Consider the following 14,102-nt stretch of genomic DNA (forward strand, 5'->3'; position numbering starts at 1 on the left):
TCAGCGGATAATTTTTTTGCCCATGTTCAGAATCCGGGTCAGATCCTTCAAGCTAATCAATCGAAAGACCGTAATCGAAAACATATAGACAATAAAGCCTACGAGTGATGAAGCTACAAAACGAAGCCATTCAACGGATGTCCATGGGACGTACATGATGAAGTAACAACATAGGCCTGAAAGTGCCATAGCCACTCCAATTTTGCCGAAATCACTGCCCTCCATACGAAACTTCAGCAAACGCACAACGCTGTTCCAATGTAGGAGCGTAACCAACACAATGTTTACATTGATCGCAAAAACAGCTCCTTGAATGCCGAGTTCCGGCTTGCTGGCCAGCCAATAAATGAGGATTAGTTTGACGGTAGAGCCTATCAAGGTATTGATCAAAGCGGATCCAGGTTTGTTCAAAGCTTGCAGAGTCGACTGCAAGGGGGCCTGGAAATAGATGAATATGGCAATTGGAGCCATCATCTTCAGCATGATACCAACATCAGGTTGATTGTACATATACCTGCAGATGGGTTCGGCCAGGACGAACATGATGACAGCGAACGGAGCACCTGTGACTAAAGCCAGTTTTAAGGATTGGTGCAAGCGTGCATGGATTGTTTTCATATCTTTGCGAGCCGCGGCTTCACTTAATGAAGGGATCAGCGAGACCGATAAAGACATTGTCAGTGCGCTTGGAAGCAGAATGATAGGGATAACCATGCCTTGCAATGCGCCATACTGCGCTGTTGCCAGCGAAGTGGCGATGCCTGCAATTGCTAGACTTTGTGCAATGAGAATAGATTCGAATAAATAAGAGCTTGCTCCAATTAACTTACTGCCCGTAATCGGAATGGAAATGCGCATAATCCGTCGGAAGTTAGCCAACCGGCCATTCGTTTTCGTGGTACCGATCTGAGCGACAGGAAGTTTCGGTGACGATTTCTTATCGTACCTGAAATGGATGGCCAGAACGGCTAGACCTCCAATTTCACCGGCAAGAACGCCTACCATGGCGCCGGCGGCGGCATACTCGATCCCGTATGGGATCATGACATACGAGCAAACAAGCACCATCACAATGCGAATCAGCGTTTCCATGATCTGTGACGTTGCCGTGGGAATCATATTCTGTCTGCCTTGAAAGTATCCGCGGTAAACAGCGGAAACCCCGATGATCGGAATCATTGGACTCATGCATAAGAATGTGTAATAAACGCGTGAATCGGTTAACAGATGGGAGGTTATCCATGAGGCTCCCGCGACGCAAGCAATGGTAAATAGGATGCTCAAGCCAATTGTGATCATTAAAGAAATTCGAAGAATGCTGGGAATTCTCGATTCATTATGCTCGGCTTCAGCCTCGGCGATCAGCTTGGCAATTGCAATAGGTATGCCTCCGGTTATGATCGTCAAGATGACGGAAAGGAAAGGCCAGCCCATTTGATAAAGGCCAATGCCTTCTGCGCCGATGACACGCGGTAAAGTAATTCTGGGGATGAAGCCGAGAATACGGTTCAAAATGCCTGCGGCCAAAAGAATCATCGTGCCCCTGATAAATGACTGCTTGGTCATGCCATACCCTCTTCCGATACTTGTCTTACCTTATGAATATGCGAGAGTTGGTCAGGCTCATGCTAACATTTTATGGACAGGTTAAAGCTAGCAGGAAATTGGAGGGTGAATATCGAATAACATGTCAAGTTAACCATGATAAACTGACCTTAGGAGGATCTCTCTATGAATGGAGAAGATAATGATCAAGTTCCTCATCATCCTGAGGACAAGGCAAGCGAACAGATAGAGGAAAGTGAGTCAGCCCCCCATAACGCGGACAAGGAAGAAGCGGAAATTGCACTTTCCGATTTTGAATTGAGCGAGCTCATCGAGAATCTCTGTTTGAGCAAAGTGGAGGAGTTTGTGCTGCTTGGCTATGAACATGTCACTGGAAAAGAGATCTGGGATTGTGTGAGTGACAAATACCGTAAAACGGGTGTCCCTTCTCTTCATCAAATCGTGAATGACATCTTATCACTGAAATCGACCCAGTTTATGAACTGGCTGACGATAAGCATGTATAGAGGGGCCCAATTCTAAGAATAGGGCTTATTTTTTCATGTAACGACTTAAATTGACTCGATTTTCAGACCTGTATATAATAGGCATATTGAGTATCGAAGGGAGACAAGCAAGAGATGCTGGATTGGAAAAGAATATCGTTCTTTTTTCTAACGGTTGTAATTGTTCTCGGCGCAATCGGAGCAACAAGCCCTAGACTTGTAGAACGAATCAAGCTTGGTTTGGATTTAAAAGGCGGATTTGAAATTTTGTATACCGCGGAGCCACTAACGGCTGGGCAGCCTTTAACGAAGGAAACGCTTACGCAAGCAGCGGAAAGTCTTGCCAAACGGGCTGACTCCCTTGGTGTAGCAGAGCCTGAGGTCTACCCAGAAGGAACAGATCGGATTCGTGTGCGTCTGGCAGGCGTTGAGAATGAGGAAGAAGTTAGAAGTTTGATGTCCAAGCCATCTGTTCTTACCTTCAGAGGTCCGGACGGTACAGTTTACATGAATGGTACTGACTTCGTGGAAAACGCAGCGAAATTAAGCTACGATCCGAATACGAAACAGCCGATTGTCGAGATCAAAATGAAAAGCAGAGAGAAATTCAAGGAAGTTACGACTAAGCTGGTGGGCAGCACATTGTCCATCTATCTGGACGATCAAGTGCAATCGACGGCATCCGTTAATTTCCCGATCGACAGCGACTCCGCAATCATTACACAAACAAGTGTAACGGAAGCAACTAAAGTAGCGAAAATGATTAACTTGGGGGCTATGCCGCTAAAGTTAACCGAAAAATATATTCAACGTGTTGATGCGACGCTAGGACAAGCATCCTTGCACCAAACAGCGCGTGCTGGGCTGATTGCATCGATCCTGATATTCATCTTCATGGTACTGTACTATCGTGCACCGGGGCTTGTTGCGGCTTTCACGCTAATTACATACATTTGGGTTCTTCTTGCGGTCTTCGACTTTATGAATGCAACCTTGACATTGCCGGGTATTGCGGCACTTGTTTTGGGAGCAGGTATGGCGGTTGACGCGAACATTATTACATACGAGAGAATCCGTGAAGAAATTCGCGCGGGCAAAAGCATCCTTTCTTCTTTGAAAGCAGGCTCCAAGCATTCCTTCCGTACAATCATGGACGCTAACGTTACGAACTTGATTGCCGGTATTGTTCTTTACTATGTAGGGAACGGCGCAATCCGCGGATTCGCGGTTATTACAATGTTAAGTATTATCATCAGTATCTTAACGAATGTTCTTTTCTCCAGATGGCTGCTCCATCTGATCATACGAGGCAACTTGCTGAAAAAGCCAAGTTATTTCGGTGTGAAGGAGGCAGACATCCGTGGACTCTAAGAACAAGTTTGATTTTGTAAGATCTCGTAATAAATTCTTTGGTATTTCGATTGTTCTTCTTATCATAGGATTAGCTGTAATGCTATTCTCAGGGATGAACTTCGGGGTCGATTTCAAAGCAGGAACGAATATCGATCTTGTCGTAGGCAAGCAGTTGGATAAAGCCAAAGTCGATGAGATTCTGAACGGTCTGTCAACGAGCGGTGATGTGAAATCGCACCATGCGGACCCGACAATCGGGGGGAACAACAGTGATCGTGTCTCAATCCGCTTCGATGACGTGCTGAACGACGACGCGGTGAATAAAATTCAAAAAGCATTTGCAACGGCTTACGGCGTTGATGTTTCCAAAGAGATCAATACCGTAGATCCTCAGTTGGCAAAAGAATTGCTGTTGAAAGCCGTATATGCGGTAGCGATTGCCAGCGTATTGATTTGTGTGTATGTCAGCATCCGTTTCGAATGGCGTTTTGCGATTGCTGCGATTATTGCCATTCTTCACGACGCATTCATGGTTATCGCGGTTTTTGCGATTTTCCGTCTGGAAGTCAATCTTCCGTTTCTGGCGGCGGTTTTGACGACCATCGGTTATTCCATCAATGATAAAATCGTTATTTTTGACCGTATCCGTGAAAATCTCAGATTCGCCAAGCTCAAAACGGACGAAGACCTCGTTGCTTTGGTCAACGACAGTATTTGGCAGACGATGGCGCGTAATATCAATACCGTTCTCGTGGTATTAATTGCTGCTGGCTGCTTGTACATTTTCGGAAGCGAGTCCATCAAGTTGTTCGCACTTGCGAAGCTGGTCGGATTAACGAGCGGTGCTTACTCCTCCATCGTTATTGCTTGTTCTCTGTGGTACCTCTTGAAAAGAAAATCGTTACGGAGTTCTAAAAAGAAAGCTGCAGCGTAATAACCATAGTAACTGGCCGCGTGAATGTTGCGCGGCCTTTGTATCCGTTCAGGGGGAGTGTCAGCGTGAAAGACGAGCGTTTTCAAAAAACGGAGCTTGCGGTATGGGGCGGCATCGCCGGTAATGCAGTTCTTGCGTGTCTGAAAGGTATTGTTGGGATTATGGCGCAGAGCTCAGCCTTGTTAGCTGATGCCGCACATTCGGCATCAAGAGCCATAACCTCTTCCGCAGCACTGATTCGTGTGAAATCAGATCAGCAGCCTCCAGAGGAGTTGGATGTCCAAGGTCCAGAAAAGAATAGGTCTTTCGCAAGTATTCTGCTGGCTATCGTCGTTCTTATTATAGGAATCGAGATGGGGATTTCTGCGATTCAAGCCCTAGGGTCTGTGGAGGAACATACTGACAAGAATTACGCGCTCGCTGCGCTTGGACTTTCGTTAGTCGTCAAAGAAATCATGTATAAATACGTAAGCCGGTTGGGCAAACGTATAGGCTCGCAGGAATTAATTGCTAATAGCAGAGGGCACCGTTCCGATATATACTCTACTATTGTGGCTCTAATCGGGGTATTCGGCGCAACATTGGCCAACGTCTTAGAGGTCCCATTCCTTTCCTATTTGGATCCGATAACTGGAATTATCATTTCTCTTTTGATCTTGAAAATGGGGTATTCGCTTGTCAAGGAAGCTTTACATAGGAAGCAAGAGTATGTTCTACAGCAAGAGGATGCTGACGATCTGATTGCCGTTGTGCAGTTGATTAAAGGTGTAATCACCGTAGATGACTTAAGAGCCAGAGAGCACGGACATTATGTGGTGGTTACGGTCAAAATCAGCGTGAATCCAAGGGTAACGGTTTGGGAAGGGCATGAAGTTTCCAAAAGGATCAAACAGCAGCTGATGAAAAGATTTCATCATGTTTCGGATGTGGTTGTGCACGTGGCTCCTTATGATGCCGGCTATCCCTACAAACATTCTACGGATTCAGAGCTCAGCGAGCTTCCATCCGTTATTCATTAATTTTGCAATAAGCACGAAGACAGTTTTGCATAGCAAAACTCTAAGGAGGACACATAAGTGCTAGCACCAAAGGCAAGATGGAGCATTGGCCATGCAGATGAAATGCTCATAGAAACTTTTGTGCGCGAGCTGCAGATCGACCCGCTTGTGGCCCGACTGCTTGTTCTCCGAGACATTCGGACGGTACCCGAAGCCGAACAATTCATGCATGGCGGAGTTCAGTATTATCATGATCCTTATTTGCTCGATGGCATGCACCAGGCTGTTGAACGTATCCGGAAAGCACTTCAGAACAACGAATTTATTCGCATATATGGGGACTATGATGCAGACGGCGTTAGCAGCACTTCGCTAATGTATCATTTGCTCAAAGGCTTAGGTGCTCGGTTCGATACGTATATCCCGCATCGCATTCGTGAAGGCTATGGTCTGAATCGCTCAGCGATTGATTTAGCCAAAGAGCAAGGCGTAGATCTCTTAATTACCGTGGACACAGGCATTAGTGCCGTTCAAGAAATCGCCTACTGTGGAGAACTAGGCATAGATGTCATCGTGACGGATCACCATGAACCTCCGGAGCAACTGCCACAGGCGTTGTCTGTGATCAATCCGAAGAAGCCCGGCTGTCCTTATCCTTTTAAGCACCTTGCCGGTGTTGGTGTTGCTCTGAAGCTGGCACACGCTTTGCTGGATAGGCTGCCAGAGGAACTGCTGGAATTTGCGGCTCTTGGCACGGTAGCGGATTTAATGCCGCTGAATGGCGAGAACCGATTAATTGTCAAACAAGGTCTGCAGCGCATGCAGGATTCGGCTTACGCAGGATTCCGTTCGCTTATTGGCGTCTCAGGCATTGAACGCAAGGAAGTGACAGCAGGTCACATCGGCTTCTCACTCGCACCAAGAATCAATGCCAGCGGAAGATTGGAAGCAGCGGATATCGCGGTTAAATTGTTGACGACGTCCAATGAAACCGAGGCGGAGCAAATTGCTTTTGAATTGGATATGCTGAATAAAGAACGTCAACTTATCGTTGAAGACATGGTGAAAGAAGCTTTTGTTCTCGCAGAAGAGCAGCAGGCCAAAGGTCTGGACAAAGTGATCGTCGTGGCGAAGGAAGGCTGGAATGTGGGCGTTGTCGGCATTGTAGCCTCCAAAATCGTGGATAAATTTTACCGTCCGACCCTAGTACTCAGCATAGATCCGCAGACAGGGATTGCCAAAGGTTCAGCACGTTCCATTGCCGGTTTTGATTTGCACAAGGCTTTGACAGTCTGTGAAGAGTGGCTGGACCACTACGGAGGCCATCAAGCGGCAGCTGGCATGAGTTTAAGCAGAGACCATTTGGAGGCTTTCACGCAAAAGCTGAACGAGCTTGCAGCTGCGACATTGACGGAGCAGGATTATATCCCGCTGTTGAAGGCTGACGCTGTATGCAGCTTGCCCGATGTTCCGATTGCCAGCATTGAAGGGTTGGAAAAGCTTGCGCCATTTGGCATGGGCAATCCCGCGCCAAGGTTCATGTTCACCAATTTATCGCTGGATGACATCCGGACCATGGGCAAAGAGAAACAACATCTGAAGCTCGCGCTCTCTCAGGCCAAAGATGAAGTAAGCTGCTCGGTGGAAGCCGTTGGGTTCGGCAAAGGCAGTCTGGCTGGACTCATCACACAAGCAGCAAAGGTCGATGTGCTTGGCGAGCTGTCTATTAATGAGTGGAACGGCGTCCGCAAGCCGCAAATTGTCATGCAGGATTTAAAGATAACGCATATGCAGCTCTTTGATTGGCGTGGAGCGGGGCAATTAAGCGCCAAGCTGAATATGCTTCAAAATAACCTGGCAACAAGCAACGCGAAGAATCAAGTGCCTGGTATCGTGCTCTTCGACGAAACAGATGTGAAAGCTTTTGCTGCCACGGCTTTTCAAATTGGCGAAGCGATCCCTTACTGGGTCGTTCAAGATAGCGGCCTTCTACGGCCAGGCAATGAAACAGCCAGTCAGCTGGATTTTGCTCATATGAAGGATATCATTCTGTACACGATCCCAAGGAGTTTAGTCAGCCTACAAGGCGTTTTACAGCAAGCCCTTGGCATGATGCGTTGTTATCCAGTTTTCGCAGAGTTAGGTCCTGACAGCGGAAGCACATTGCCTTCCCGTGAGATGTTTAAGATGATGTACGGCACATTACAAAAAGAGGGTTCGTTGAATGTGCAAGATGTCCGTCTAATGGCCTCATTTAGCAAAAGATCGGGCCTGTCGCCAGCTATGATTCAATTCATTTTATCCGTGTTTGAGGAGTTAGCGTTTATTGAAAGACAAGGGGCTTTCGTTAAACTGCATGCATCACCTGCAAAAAAAGATCTTACGGCATCCCGCATTTATCAGCATAGAATGAATCGTCAAGAAGTTGAATCTGTTGTGATGTATTCTTCAGCCAAAGAATTAGAGCAGTGGATTGCCCAGCATATCAAGAAAGAAAACCACATATTGGAGGAAATTATATGAATTTCAAAGAGTACATTCGCGTCATCCCAGACTTCCCGCAACCGGGAATCCGTTTCAAAGATATCACCACGCTGCTTCAAAACGGTGCTGTCTACAAAGAAGCCATTGATCAACTGAAAGAAATGGTTAAAGAGAAAGAAATTGATGTCATTGCGGGACCAGAAGCTCGCGGCTTCGTCATCGGCGCTCCACTGGCTTATGCGCTTGGCGTAGGTTTTATTCCGATTCGCAAAAGCGGTAAACTGCCAGGCGAAACCATTGAAGTGGATTATGCCTTGGAATACGGCAAAGATAAACTTGCGATGCACAAAGATGCCATTAAGCCTGGTCAAAAAGTTCTGATTGCCGATGACTTGCTGGCAACCGGCGGAACGATTCAATCCTCGATCGATTTGATTCAACAGCTTGGTGGAGATATTGTAGGGGCAGCATTCCTGATTGAGCTTTCCTATCTGGAAGGCAGAAATAAGTTTAATGGTATAGATGTCGTTTCCTTAGTTCAATATTAAAATAAGCGAAGAATCGAATGTTAAATTCGATTCTTTTTTGTACATGGAAATAGGCCATAAGGAAGGAATATTTCAAAGGATTTGAGGCAAAATGATGGTTTTTGTCGAAAGGTTAACATGGCATAGTTGACGCGGAGCCTGCCTTGCAGGCATAATGAATAAAAATCGACTAAAGATGAGCGTTTGAAAAGTTCGCTTTTTAAACAACCTCTAAAGGGAATGGGTAGATGCATGGGTATAGAGCAGCTGTTAGAGAAGGCAGCCACCTATCTGAAAGAGAATGATTTGCAGAGGATACGGGAGGCCTATGAATTCGCGGATGAAGCCCATCATGGCCAAGTGCGCAAATCGGGGGAGCCCTATATTCTGCATCCACTCGCTGTTGCAGATATACTGGTGAACATGCAGATGGACGTCACATCCGTGATCGCGGCGCTTCTGCATGATGTCGTTGAAGATACAACAGTTTCACTCGAAACTGTTCTAGATAAATTCGGGAAAACCTGCGCCATGCTTGTAGACGGCTTGACGAAGCTCGAACGAATTAAGTTCAAGTCCAAGGAAGAGCAGCAGAATGAGAACTACCGCAAAATGTTTGTCGCTATGGCGCAGGATATTCGCGTTATTTTGATTAAACTTGCGGATCGACTGCACAACATGCGCACATTGAAGTACCAATCGGAAGAAAGCCAGCGCCGCATAGCGGAGGAAACGCTGGAGATTTTCTGTCCGATTGCACACAGGCTCGGGATTTCCACCATCAAGTGGGAAATGGAGGATATCGCCCTCCGTTATTTGAATCCGCAGCAGTATTACCGGATCGTGAATCTGATGCAGAAGAAGCGAACCGAACGTGAGCAATATATTGAAGACGTGATTCACAGTATCAAAGAAAAGCTGGATGAGATGGGAATCCAAGGAGATATTTCCGGAAGACCCAAACATCTCTACAGTATTTATAAAAAAATGAGCTCCCGCGGCAAACAGTTCAATGAGATCTATGATCTCATGGCCCTGCGCGTAATTGTCGATGGCATCAAGGATTGCTACGCTTCTTTGGGTATTATTCATACATTGTGGAAACCGATGCCTGGACGTTTCAAAGATTATATCGCTATGCCGAAGCCGAATATGTATCAGTCTCTCCATACAACGGTGATCGGTCCCAAAGGGGAACCTCTGGAGGTTCAGATTCGTACTTGGGAAATGCATAGAACGTCCGAGTTCGGTATTGCTGCACACTGGGCTTATAAAGAAGGCGGCTCCGTTGTGCCATCAGGAACGTTTGAAGACAAGATGAGCTGGTTCCGTGAAATTTTGGAGCTTCAGCATGAAACGAATGATGCTTCGGAGTTTATGGAATCCATGAAGATGGACTTCTTCTCCGATCTTGTCTTTGTGTTTACGCCAAAAGGCGAAGTCATCGAGCTTCCGGCCGGTTCTGTGCCTTTGGATTTTGCTTACCGTATTCATACGGAGGTTGGAAATCGGACCATTGGCGCCAAAGTCAATTCGCGCATCGTCCCCTTGGATCACAAGTTGAAAACAGGGGATATCATTGAAATTTTGACGTCCAAACATTCCTATGGACCAAGTCAGGATTGGATCAAGCTCGCGCAATCGTCCCACGCCCGCAGTAAAATCAAGCAGTGGTTCAAGAAAGAGAAGCGCGAAGAGAACGTCGAAAAAGGGAAAACCATGATTGAGCGCGAGCTCAAGCGTTTGGCTATTGATCCTCCGACACTGATGAGCGATGAGAAAATGCTCGAAGCGGCGAAGAAGTTCAATTTTAACGACATTGAAGACATGCTGTCTGCTGTGGGGTTTGGCGGTATTACAGCCGCGCAAATATGTACGAAGCTTACAGAAAAGCTGCGTAAGGAAGCCGAAGAAGCTCAGGTGCTTCAGCTCACTACGGAAGTTAAAGAAGTTAAGTCACCAAGCGCAACCGAACGGAAAAGCCGACCTACCAACGGCGTGCGAGTGAAGGGCGTGGACAACTTGCTTGTGCGCTTTGCGCGCTGTTGTAATCCGGTTCCCGGTGATTTGATCATCGGCTACATTACAAGAGGACGCGGCGTGTCCGTGCACCGGGCGGATTGTACGAATATCCCCACAAGCATGGGGGAAGAGGAACGGGTCATTGAGGTTGATTGGTGTGAAGCCATTGAATCCAATTTCAATGTGGAAATTGAGATTACAGGCCATGATCGCCGAGATTTCTTAAACGAAGTGCTTCAGGCTGTTTCAGAAAGCAAAACGAGTATTTCAGCGGTTTCGGGCCGATCGGATAAAAACAAGATGGCAACGGTTCATATGACCATTTTGATCAAAAATATCGATCATCTGCAATCGGTTGTCGAGAGGATCAAACGTGTAAGAGACGTTTATTCCGTTCAGCGCATTATGCAAAGCTAAGCTTGCGGCTGTGAACGAACGTGAGGAGATTTAGAGAAACCATGAGAGTAGTTGTTCAGCGGTGCAAGCGTGCCGAAGTAACTGTTAATGGAGCGTCTGTCGGACAGATCGAGCAGGGGCTGATGCTGCTAGTCGGCATCACCCACGAAGATACCGAGCAGGATGCGAAATATATAGCGGACAAATTAGCCGGACTGCGTATTTTTGAAGATGAGACCGGTAAAATGAATCTTTCCGTGCTGGAGACAGGCGGTCAAATTTTATCCGTTTCCCAGTTTACTTTGTATGGGGATTGCCGCAAAGGGAAACGGCCCAACTTCATGTCGGCGGCTAGACCCGAGATTGCACAGCCGTTGTATGATAAGTTCAATGAGCTGCTTCGCGCTCAGGGCCTGCAAGTGGAAACGGGGGCATTTGGCGAAATGATGGATGTTTCCTTTACCAATTGGGGACCTGTTACTTTAATCATCGATAGCAAATAGTCGGGTTCCCTCTTGCGCAAAGGATAAGATGCGGACAGCCTGGGTATACTAAAACTGTATATTCTTGCAGTTAGGAGCATCCAGATGCGTCAATCGATCAAGCATAAAGCCATGACGGCGCCAGAGCAGCAACTGCTGCATACAACACTTGCCGAGCGGATGAGTCAGGCACCGGCGTTAGCCGACGTTGAAATTAGCGCAGAGTTCACATCCGATCAGGAAAAAATGAAAAGCATTCCCAAGAAATCATATCGTTAATCGTAAAGCCCCGCGCTGCCTCGTCAGCAATGCGGGGCTTTATTTGTTGGATGTGGCAAGATTTCTCTACGACTTTAAAATGTGGTAAACTAACAAGTGATGTTTTTGGCTGACAAAATAATCGACTGCTCTAGAAAGCTTATCAAACCTTCAACCGGTAAGCTGTATGAAAAGCAGGGGACAAGGTGGGTGCTTTCGTTTTAATGGCAAATCCGAATCGTAACAATTCCGCTTCCAAAGGATGGCTTTGGTTGATGGGAATCTTGATTCTGCTCGCGGTGCTAGGAGCTGCGGCGTCTTTGTATTATCAATATAAACACCACATAAGCGGTGGACAGACTAAGGCGAAGCAAGAAATTGAAGAAGTGAAATCCGTGAAGAAAACGAAAGAAGCATATGATGTCATTGTCGTTGGTACCGACCCTGAGGGGGTTGCTGCGGCCGTTTCGGCTGCGCGTAATGGGTTAACTACCCTTCTGGTGGATGGACGGAATCGTGAGATTCTGGGAGGGCTAATGACACTGGGCTGGATTAACTCCATTGATATGAACTATGCTCCAAACAAGAACCTTTTAGGAAAAGATGATGTCTTCAATAAAGGCTTTTTCTCCGAGTGGTATGCCAAAATTGAAGGGGATTCCTTCGATGTGAATACAGCCGCGAATGCGTTCTATGATTTGGTTAAAAATGAATCTAAAATCGATGTGCTGCTCAAAACGAAGAAAATCGATCCGCTCCTTTCCCAAGATAAAAAGGCTGTGCAAGGCGCCACGATTACACTCGAGGATGGCAGTAAGCAAGTCGTGAAGGCGGCTTCGGTTATCGATGCGACGCAGGATGGAGATTTCGCGGCAGCAGCAGGAGTGCCGTTTACGATTGGTCATGAGGACATTGGGGATCCGAATTCCAAAATGGCTGTGACGCTTGCGTTTCGTTTGAAAAACGTAACACCGGAAGTTTGGAACCTGATGGCCACAAGGCTGAACGGGGATAATAATCCGGATACAGGAGTAAATGATGTTAGTGTATTCGGTTACGGGGAGATGAGTAAATACCCGCCTCTTAACAAAGAAAGAGCCAAGATGAGAGGGCTTAATATGGGTAGGGAAAATGACAATACCGTCCTTATTAATGCCTTGCAAATTTTCGGGGTCGATACCTTTGATCCGAAAGCTGTTCAAGAAGCTTTTGACATCGGAAAAAAAGAACTGCCTAATATTTTATCTTATATGCAAAAAAACTTCCCTGAATTTGCAAGCCTTGAATTAGATGGATCTGCACCAGAGCTATATGTTCGGGAAACGCGTCATATGCAGGGGGAATACCGGTTGAGCATTGTTGACGTTTGTACGAACAATGATCAATGGGACCGTATTGGATTCGGATCTTATCCAGTGGACATCCAAAGGATTTCACCGACCGATAACGGCAACGTTGTTTGTAAACCGAAGCAGTACGCTATTCCGTTTCGCAGCCTAGTGCCGCAGAAGGTGGATGGATTGCTTGTAGTAGGTAGAGCGGCCAGTTACGATACACTGCCGCATGGTAGTGCCCGCGTTATGCCTACAGGCATGGCAGAAGGGGAAGCCGCAGGAGCTGCAGCGATGTTCGCGAAGCAGGAGAAGATGACGTTCCGCCAATTGTCGGCGTCCAAAGAAGTCATTGCGAAGCTGCAGGAGCAGTTGAACAAACAAGGGATGGAGATTCATCCGATAACGCTCAAGCCGCAGCCTTTTATGGAGCATAAAGCGTATGAGGGGCTGAAATCCGCTCTTATGCTTGGCTTGGCTTCCGGTGCATACGACAACAATTTTCACTTGGATGACCCCGCGAATCCGAAACGGATGGTCAATCTCGTGAGCGGCGCGAAGAAAATGAAGCCGGATGCTTTCAATGGGGATGTATCCCAGGCGATTGCGAAGATGGAGAATGCCGATAAAATCCCGTTATCGCTTGAGCAGGCCACATATACGATAACACAAGCTTTGGGACTGGCTGCTACATCCAAAGAGGCACAGGCAAAATTAATAGAGAATAAGCTGTTAACCGATGCTTCATTGAAGCTAATAGCAGACAAGCAAAAGTTAACGAACGGCGACATATACTTGCTTATCAAAGATCTGAAGGTTGGCTTAACCGGCAAACCTTAATAAATAACAAATAAGAGCCTTATTACGCCGTAGTTATATGTGGCGATAAGGCTCTTATCTTTTTTTTCGAAGCCAATGGAAGTTTTGACTGCGCTTACAAAATTCAGTCAGCTTCTGATGCATCCTCTTCGGCTTCCGCAGATTCTTCCGCATCTTCTTCGGCAGAATCATCACTATCTACTTCGGCTTCCTCGTCGGCATCAACTTCCGCTTCTTCTTCCGCTTCGACTTCTTCTTCCTCAGCTGCTTCTTCAGCTTCGTCCGCTTCGTCCGAATCCTCAATGGCCTCTTCTTCGGCTGCTTCAGCTTCTTCGGCTACATCGTCTTCAACTTCAGCTTCGGCTTCGGATTCCTCAGAGAAGAGCACCACTAGATCCTGCCGTTCCTCTTGAAACTCGTTTTGTGTTGTCATTGTTACAGCCTCCT

The 14,102-nt window shown here is 46.7% G+C and carries 12 protein-coding genes; 10 read left to right on the forward strand and 2 right to left on the reverse strand.

Annotation, left to right across the window (positions count from 1 at the left end):
• Positions 1-1,566 carry a stage V sporulation protein B gene (spoVB, locus tag ACUN27_RS06805; protein WP_445558593.1) on the reverse strand — a complete coding sequence of 522 codons (1,566 nt, stop codon included), beginning with the start codon at positions 1,564-1,566 and terminating at the stop codon, positions 1-3.
• A 165-nt stretch (positions 1,567-1,731) separates the two neighbouring features.
• On the opposite strand from spoVB, the gene ACUN27_RS06810 reads away from it, so the two are divergent.
• The 10 genes from ACUN27_RS06810 (at position 1,732) to ACUN27_RS06855 (ending at position 13,676) form a co-directional block, all read left to right on the forward strand.
• Positions 1,732-2,088: a post-transcriptional regulator gene (locus tag ACUN27_RS06810; protein ID WP_315953589.1), complete on the forward strand. Its 357-nt coding sequence runs from the start codon at positions 1,732-1,734 to the stop codon at positions 2,086-2,088.
• Positions 2,089-2,189: 101 nt separating this feature from the next.
• Positions 2,190-3,422 carry a protein translocase subunit SecD gene (gene secD, locus ACUN27_RS06815; RefSeq protein WP_315953737.1) on the forward strand — a complete coding sequence of 411 codons (1,233 nt, stop codon included), beginning with the start codon at positions 2,190-2,192 and terminating at the stop codon, positions 3,420-3,422.
• On the forward strand, positions 3,412-4,338 hold the full coding sequence (secF, locus tag ACUN27_RS06820; protein WP_127455337.1) for a protein translocase subunit SecF: 927 nt from the start codon (positions 3,412-3,414) through the stop codon (positions 4,336-4,338). Before secD ends, secF begins: the two co-directional genes overlap by 11 nt.
• A 65-nt stretch (positions 4,339-4,403) precedes the next feature.
• Positions 4,404-5,357 carry a cation diffusion facilitator family transporter gene (locus tag ACUN27_RS06825; protein ID WP_326063673.1) on the forward strand — a complete coding sequence of 318 codons (954 nt, stop codon included), beginning with the start codon at positions 4,404-4,406 and terminating at the stop codon, positions 5,355-5,357.
• A gap of 57 nt (positions 5,358-5,414) precedes the next feature.
• Positions 5,415-7,859 carry a single-stranded-DNA-specific exonuclease RecJ gene (recJ, locus tag ACUN27_RS06830; protein WP_326063672.1) on the forward strand — a complete coding sequence of 815 codons (2,445 nt, stop codon included), beginning with the start codon at positions 5,415-5,417 and terminating at the stop codon, positions 7,857-7,859.
• Positions 7,856-8,368: an adenine phosphoribosyltransferase gene (locus ACUN27_RS06835; protein ID WP_157319191.1), complete on the forward strand. Its 513-nt coding sequence runs from the start codon at positions 7,856-7,858 to the stop codon at positions 8,366-8,368. Before recJ ends, ACUN27_RS06835 begins: the two co-directional genes overlap by 4 nt.
• A gap of 231 nt (positions 8,369-8,599) precedes the next feature.
• On the forward strand, positions 8,600-10,786 hold the full coding sequence (locus ACUN27_RS06840) for a RelA/SpoT family protein (RefSeq protein ID WP_315953586.1): 2,187 nt from the start codon (positions 8,600-8,602) through the stop codon (positions 10,784-10,786).
• Between the two features lie 41 nt (positions 10,787-10,827).
• On the forward strand, positions 10,828-11,268 hold the full coding sequence (gene dtd / locus ACUN27_RS06845; RefSeq protein ID WP_326063671.1) for a D-aminoacyl-tRNA deacylase: 441 nt from the start codon (positions 10,828-10,830) through the stop codon (positions 11,266-11,268).
• Positions 11,269-11,352: 84 nt separating this feature from the next.
• Positions 11,353-11,526: a hypothetical protein gene (locus ACUN27_RS06850; protein ID WP_157319189.1), complete on the forward strand. Its 174-nt coding sequence runs from the start codon at positions 11,353-11,355 to the stop codon at positions 11,524-11,526.
• A gap of 203 nt (positions 11,527-11,729) precedes the next feature.
• The gene (locus ACUN27_RS06855) at positions 11,730-13,676 is read left to right on the forward strand and encodes an FAD-dependent oxidoreductase (protein ID WP_418936967.1); all 1,947 of its coding nucleotides are present in this window, start codon (positions 11,730-11,732) and stop codon (positions 13,674-13,676) included.
• Positions 13,677-13,779: 103 nt separating this feature from the next.
• Here the strand turns inward: ACUN27_RS06855 and ACUN27_RS06860 are convergent, their stop codons facing one another.
• Positions 13,780-14,088, reverse strand: coding sequence for a hypothetical protein (locus ACUN27_RS06860; protein ID WP_326063669.1), 309 nt, complete (start codon positions 14,086-14,088; stop codon positions 13,780-13,782).
• Positions 14,089-14,102 lie beyond the last annotated feature (14 nt).

The sequence above is a fragment of the Paenibacillus sp. WC2504 genome, from assembly GCF_052682475.1.

Coding starts and splice junctions, on each gene's coding strand:
- spoVB (WP_445558593.1), bottom strand. CDS start 1,566: ATGACCAAGCAGTCATTTATCAGGGGCACGATGATTCTTTTGGCCGCA.
- ACUN27_RS06810 (WP_315953589.1), top strand. CDS start 1,732: ATGAATGGAGAAGATAATGATCAAGTTCCTCATCATCCTGAGGACAAG.
- ACUN27_RS06835 (WP_157319191.1), top strand. CDS start 7,856: ATGAATTTCAAAGAGTACATTCGCGTCATCCCAGACTTCCCGCAACCG.
- ACUN27_RS06840 (WP_315953586.1), top strand. CDS start 8,600: ATGGGTATAGAGCAGCTGTTAGAGAAGGCAGCCACCTATCTGAAAGAG.
- dtd (WP_326063671.1), top strand. CDS start 10,828: ATGAGAGTAGTTGTTCAGCGGTGCAAGCGTGCCGAAGTAACTGTTAAT.
- ACUN27_RS06850 (WP_157319189.1), top strand. CDS start 11,353: ATGCGTCAATCGATCAAGCATAAAGCCATGACGGCGCCAGAGCAGCAA.
- ACUN27_RS06855 (WP_418936967.1), top strand. CDS start 11,730: ATGGCAAATCCGAATCGTAACAATTCCGCTTCCAAAGGATGGCTTTGG.
- ACUN27_RS06860 (WP_326063669.1), bottom strand. CDS start 14,088: ATGACAACACAAAACGAGTTTCAAGAGGAACGGCAGGATCTAGTGGTG.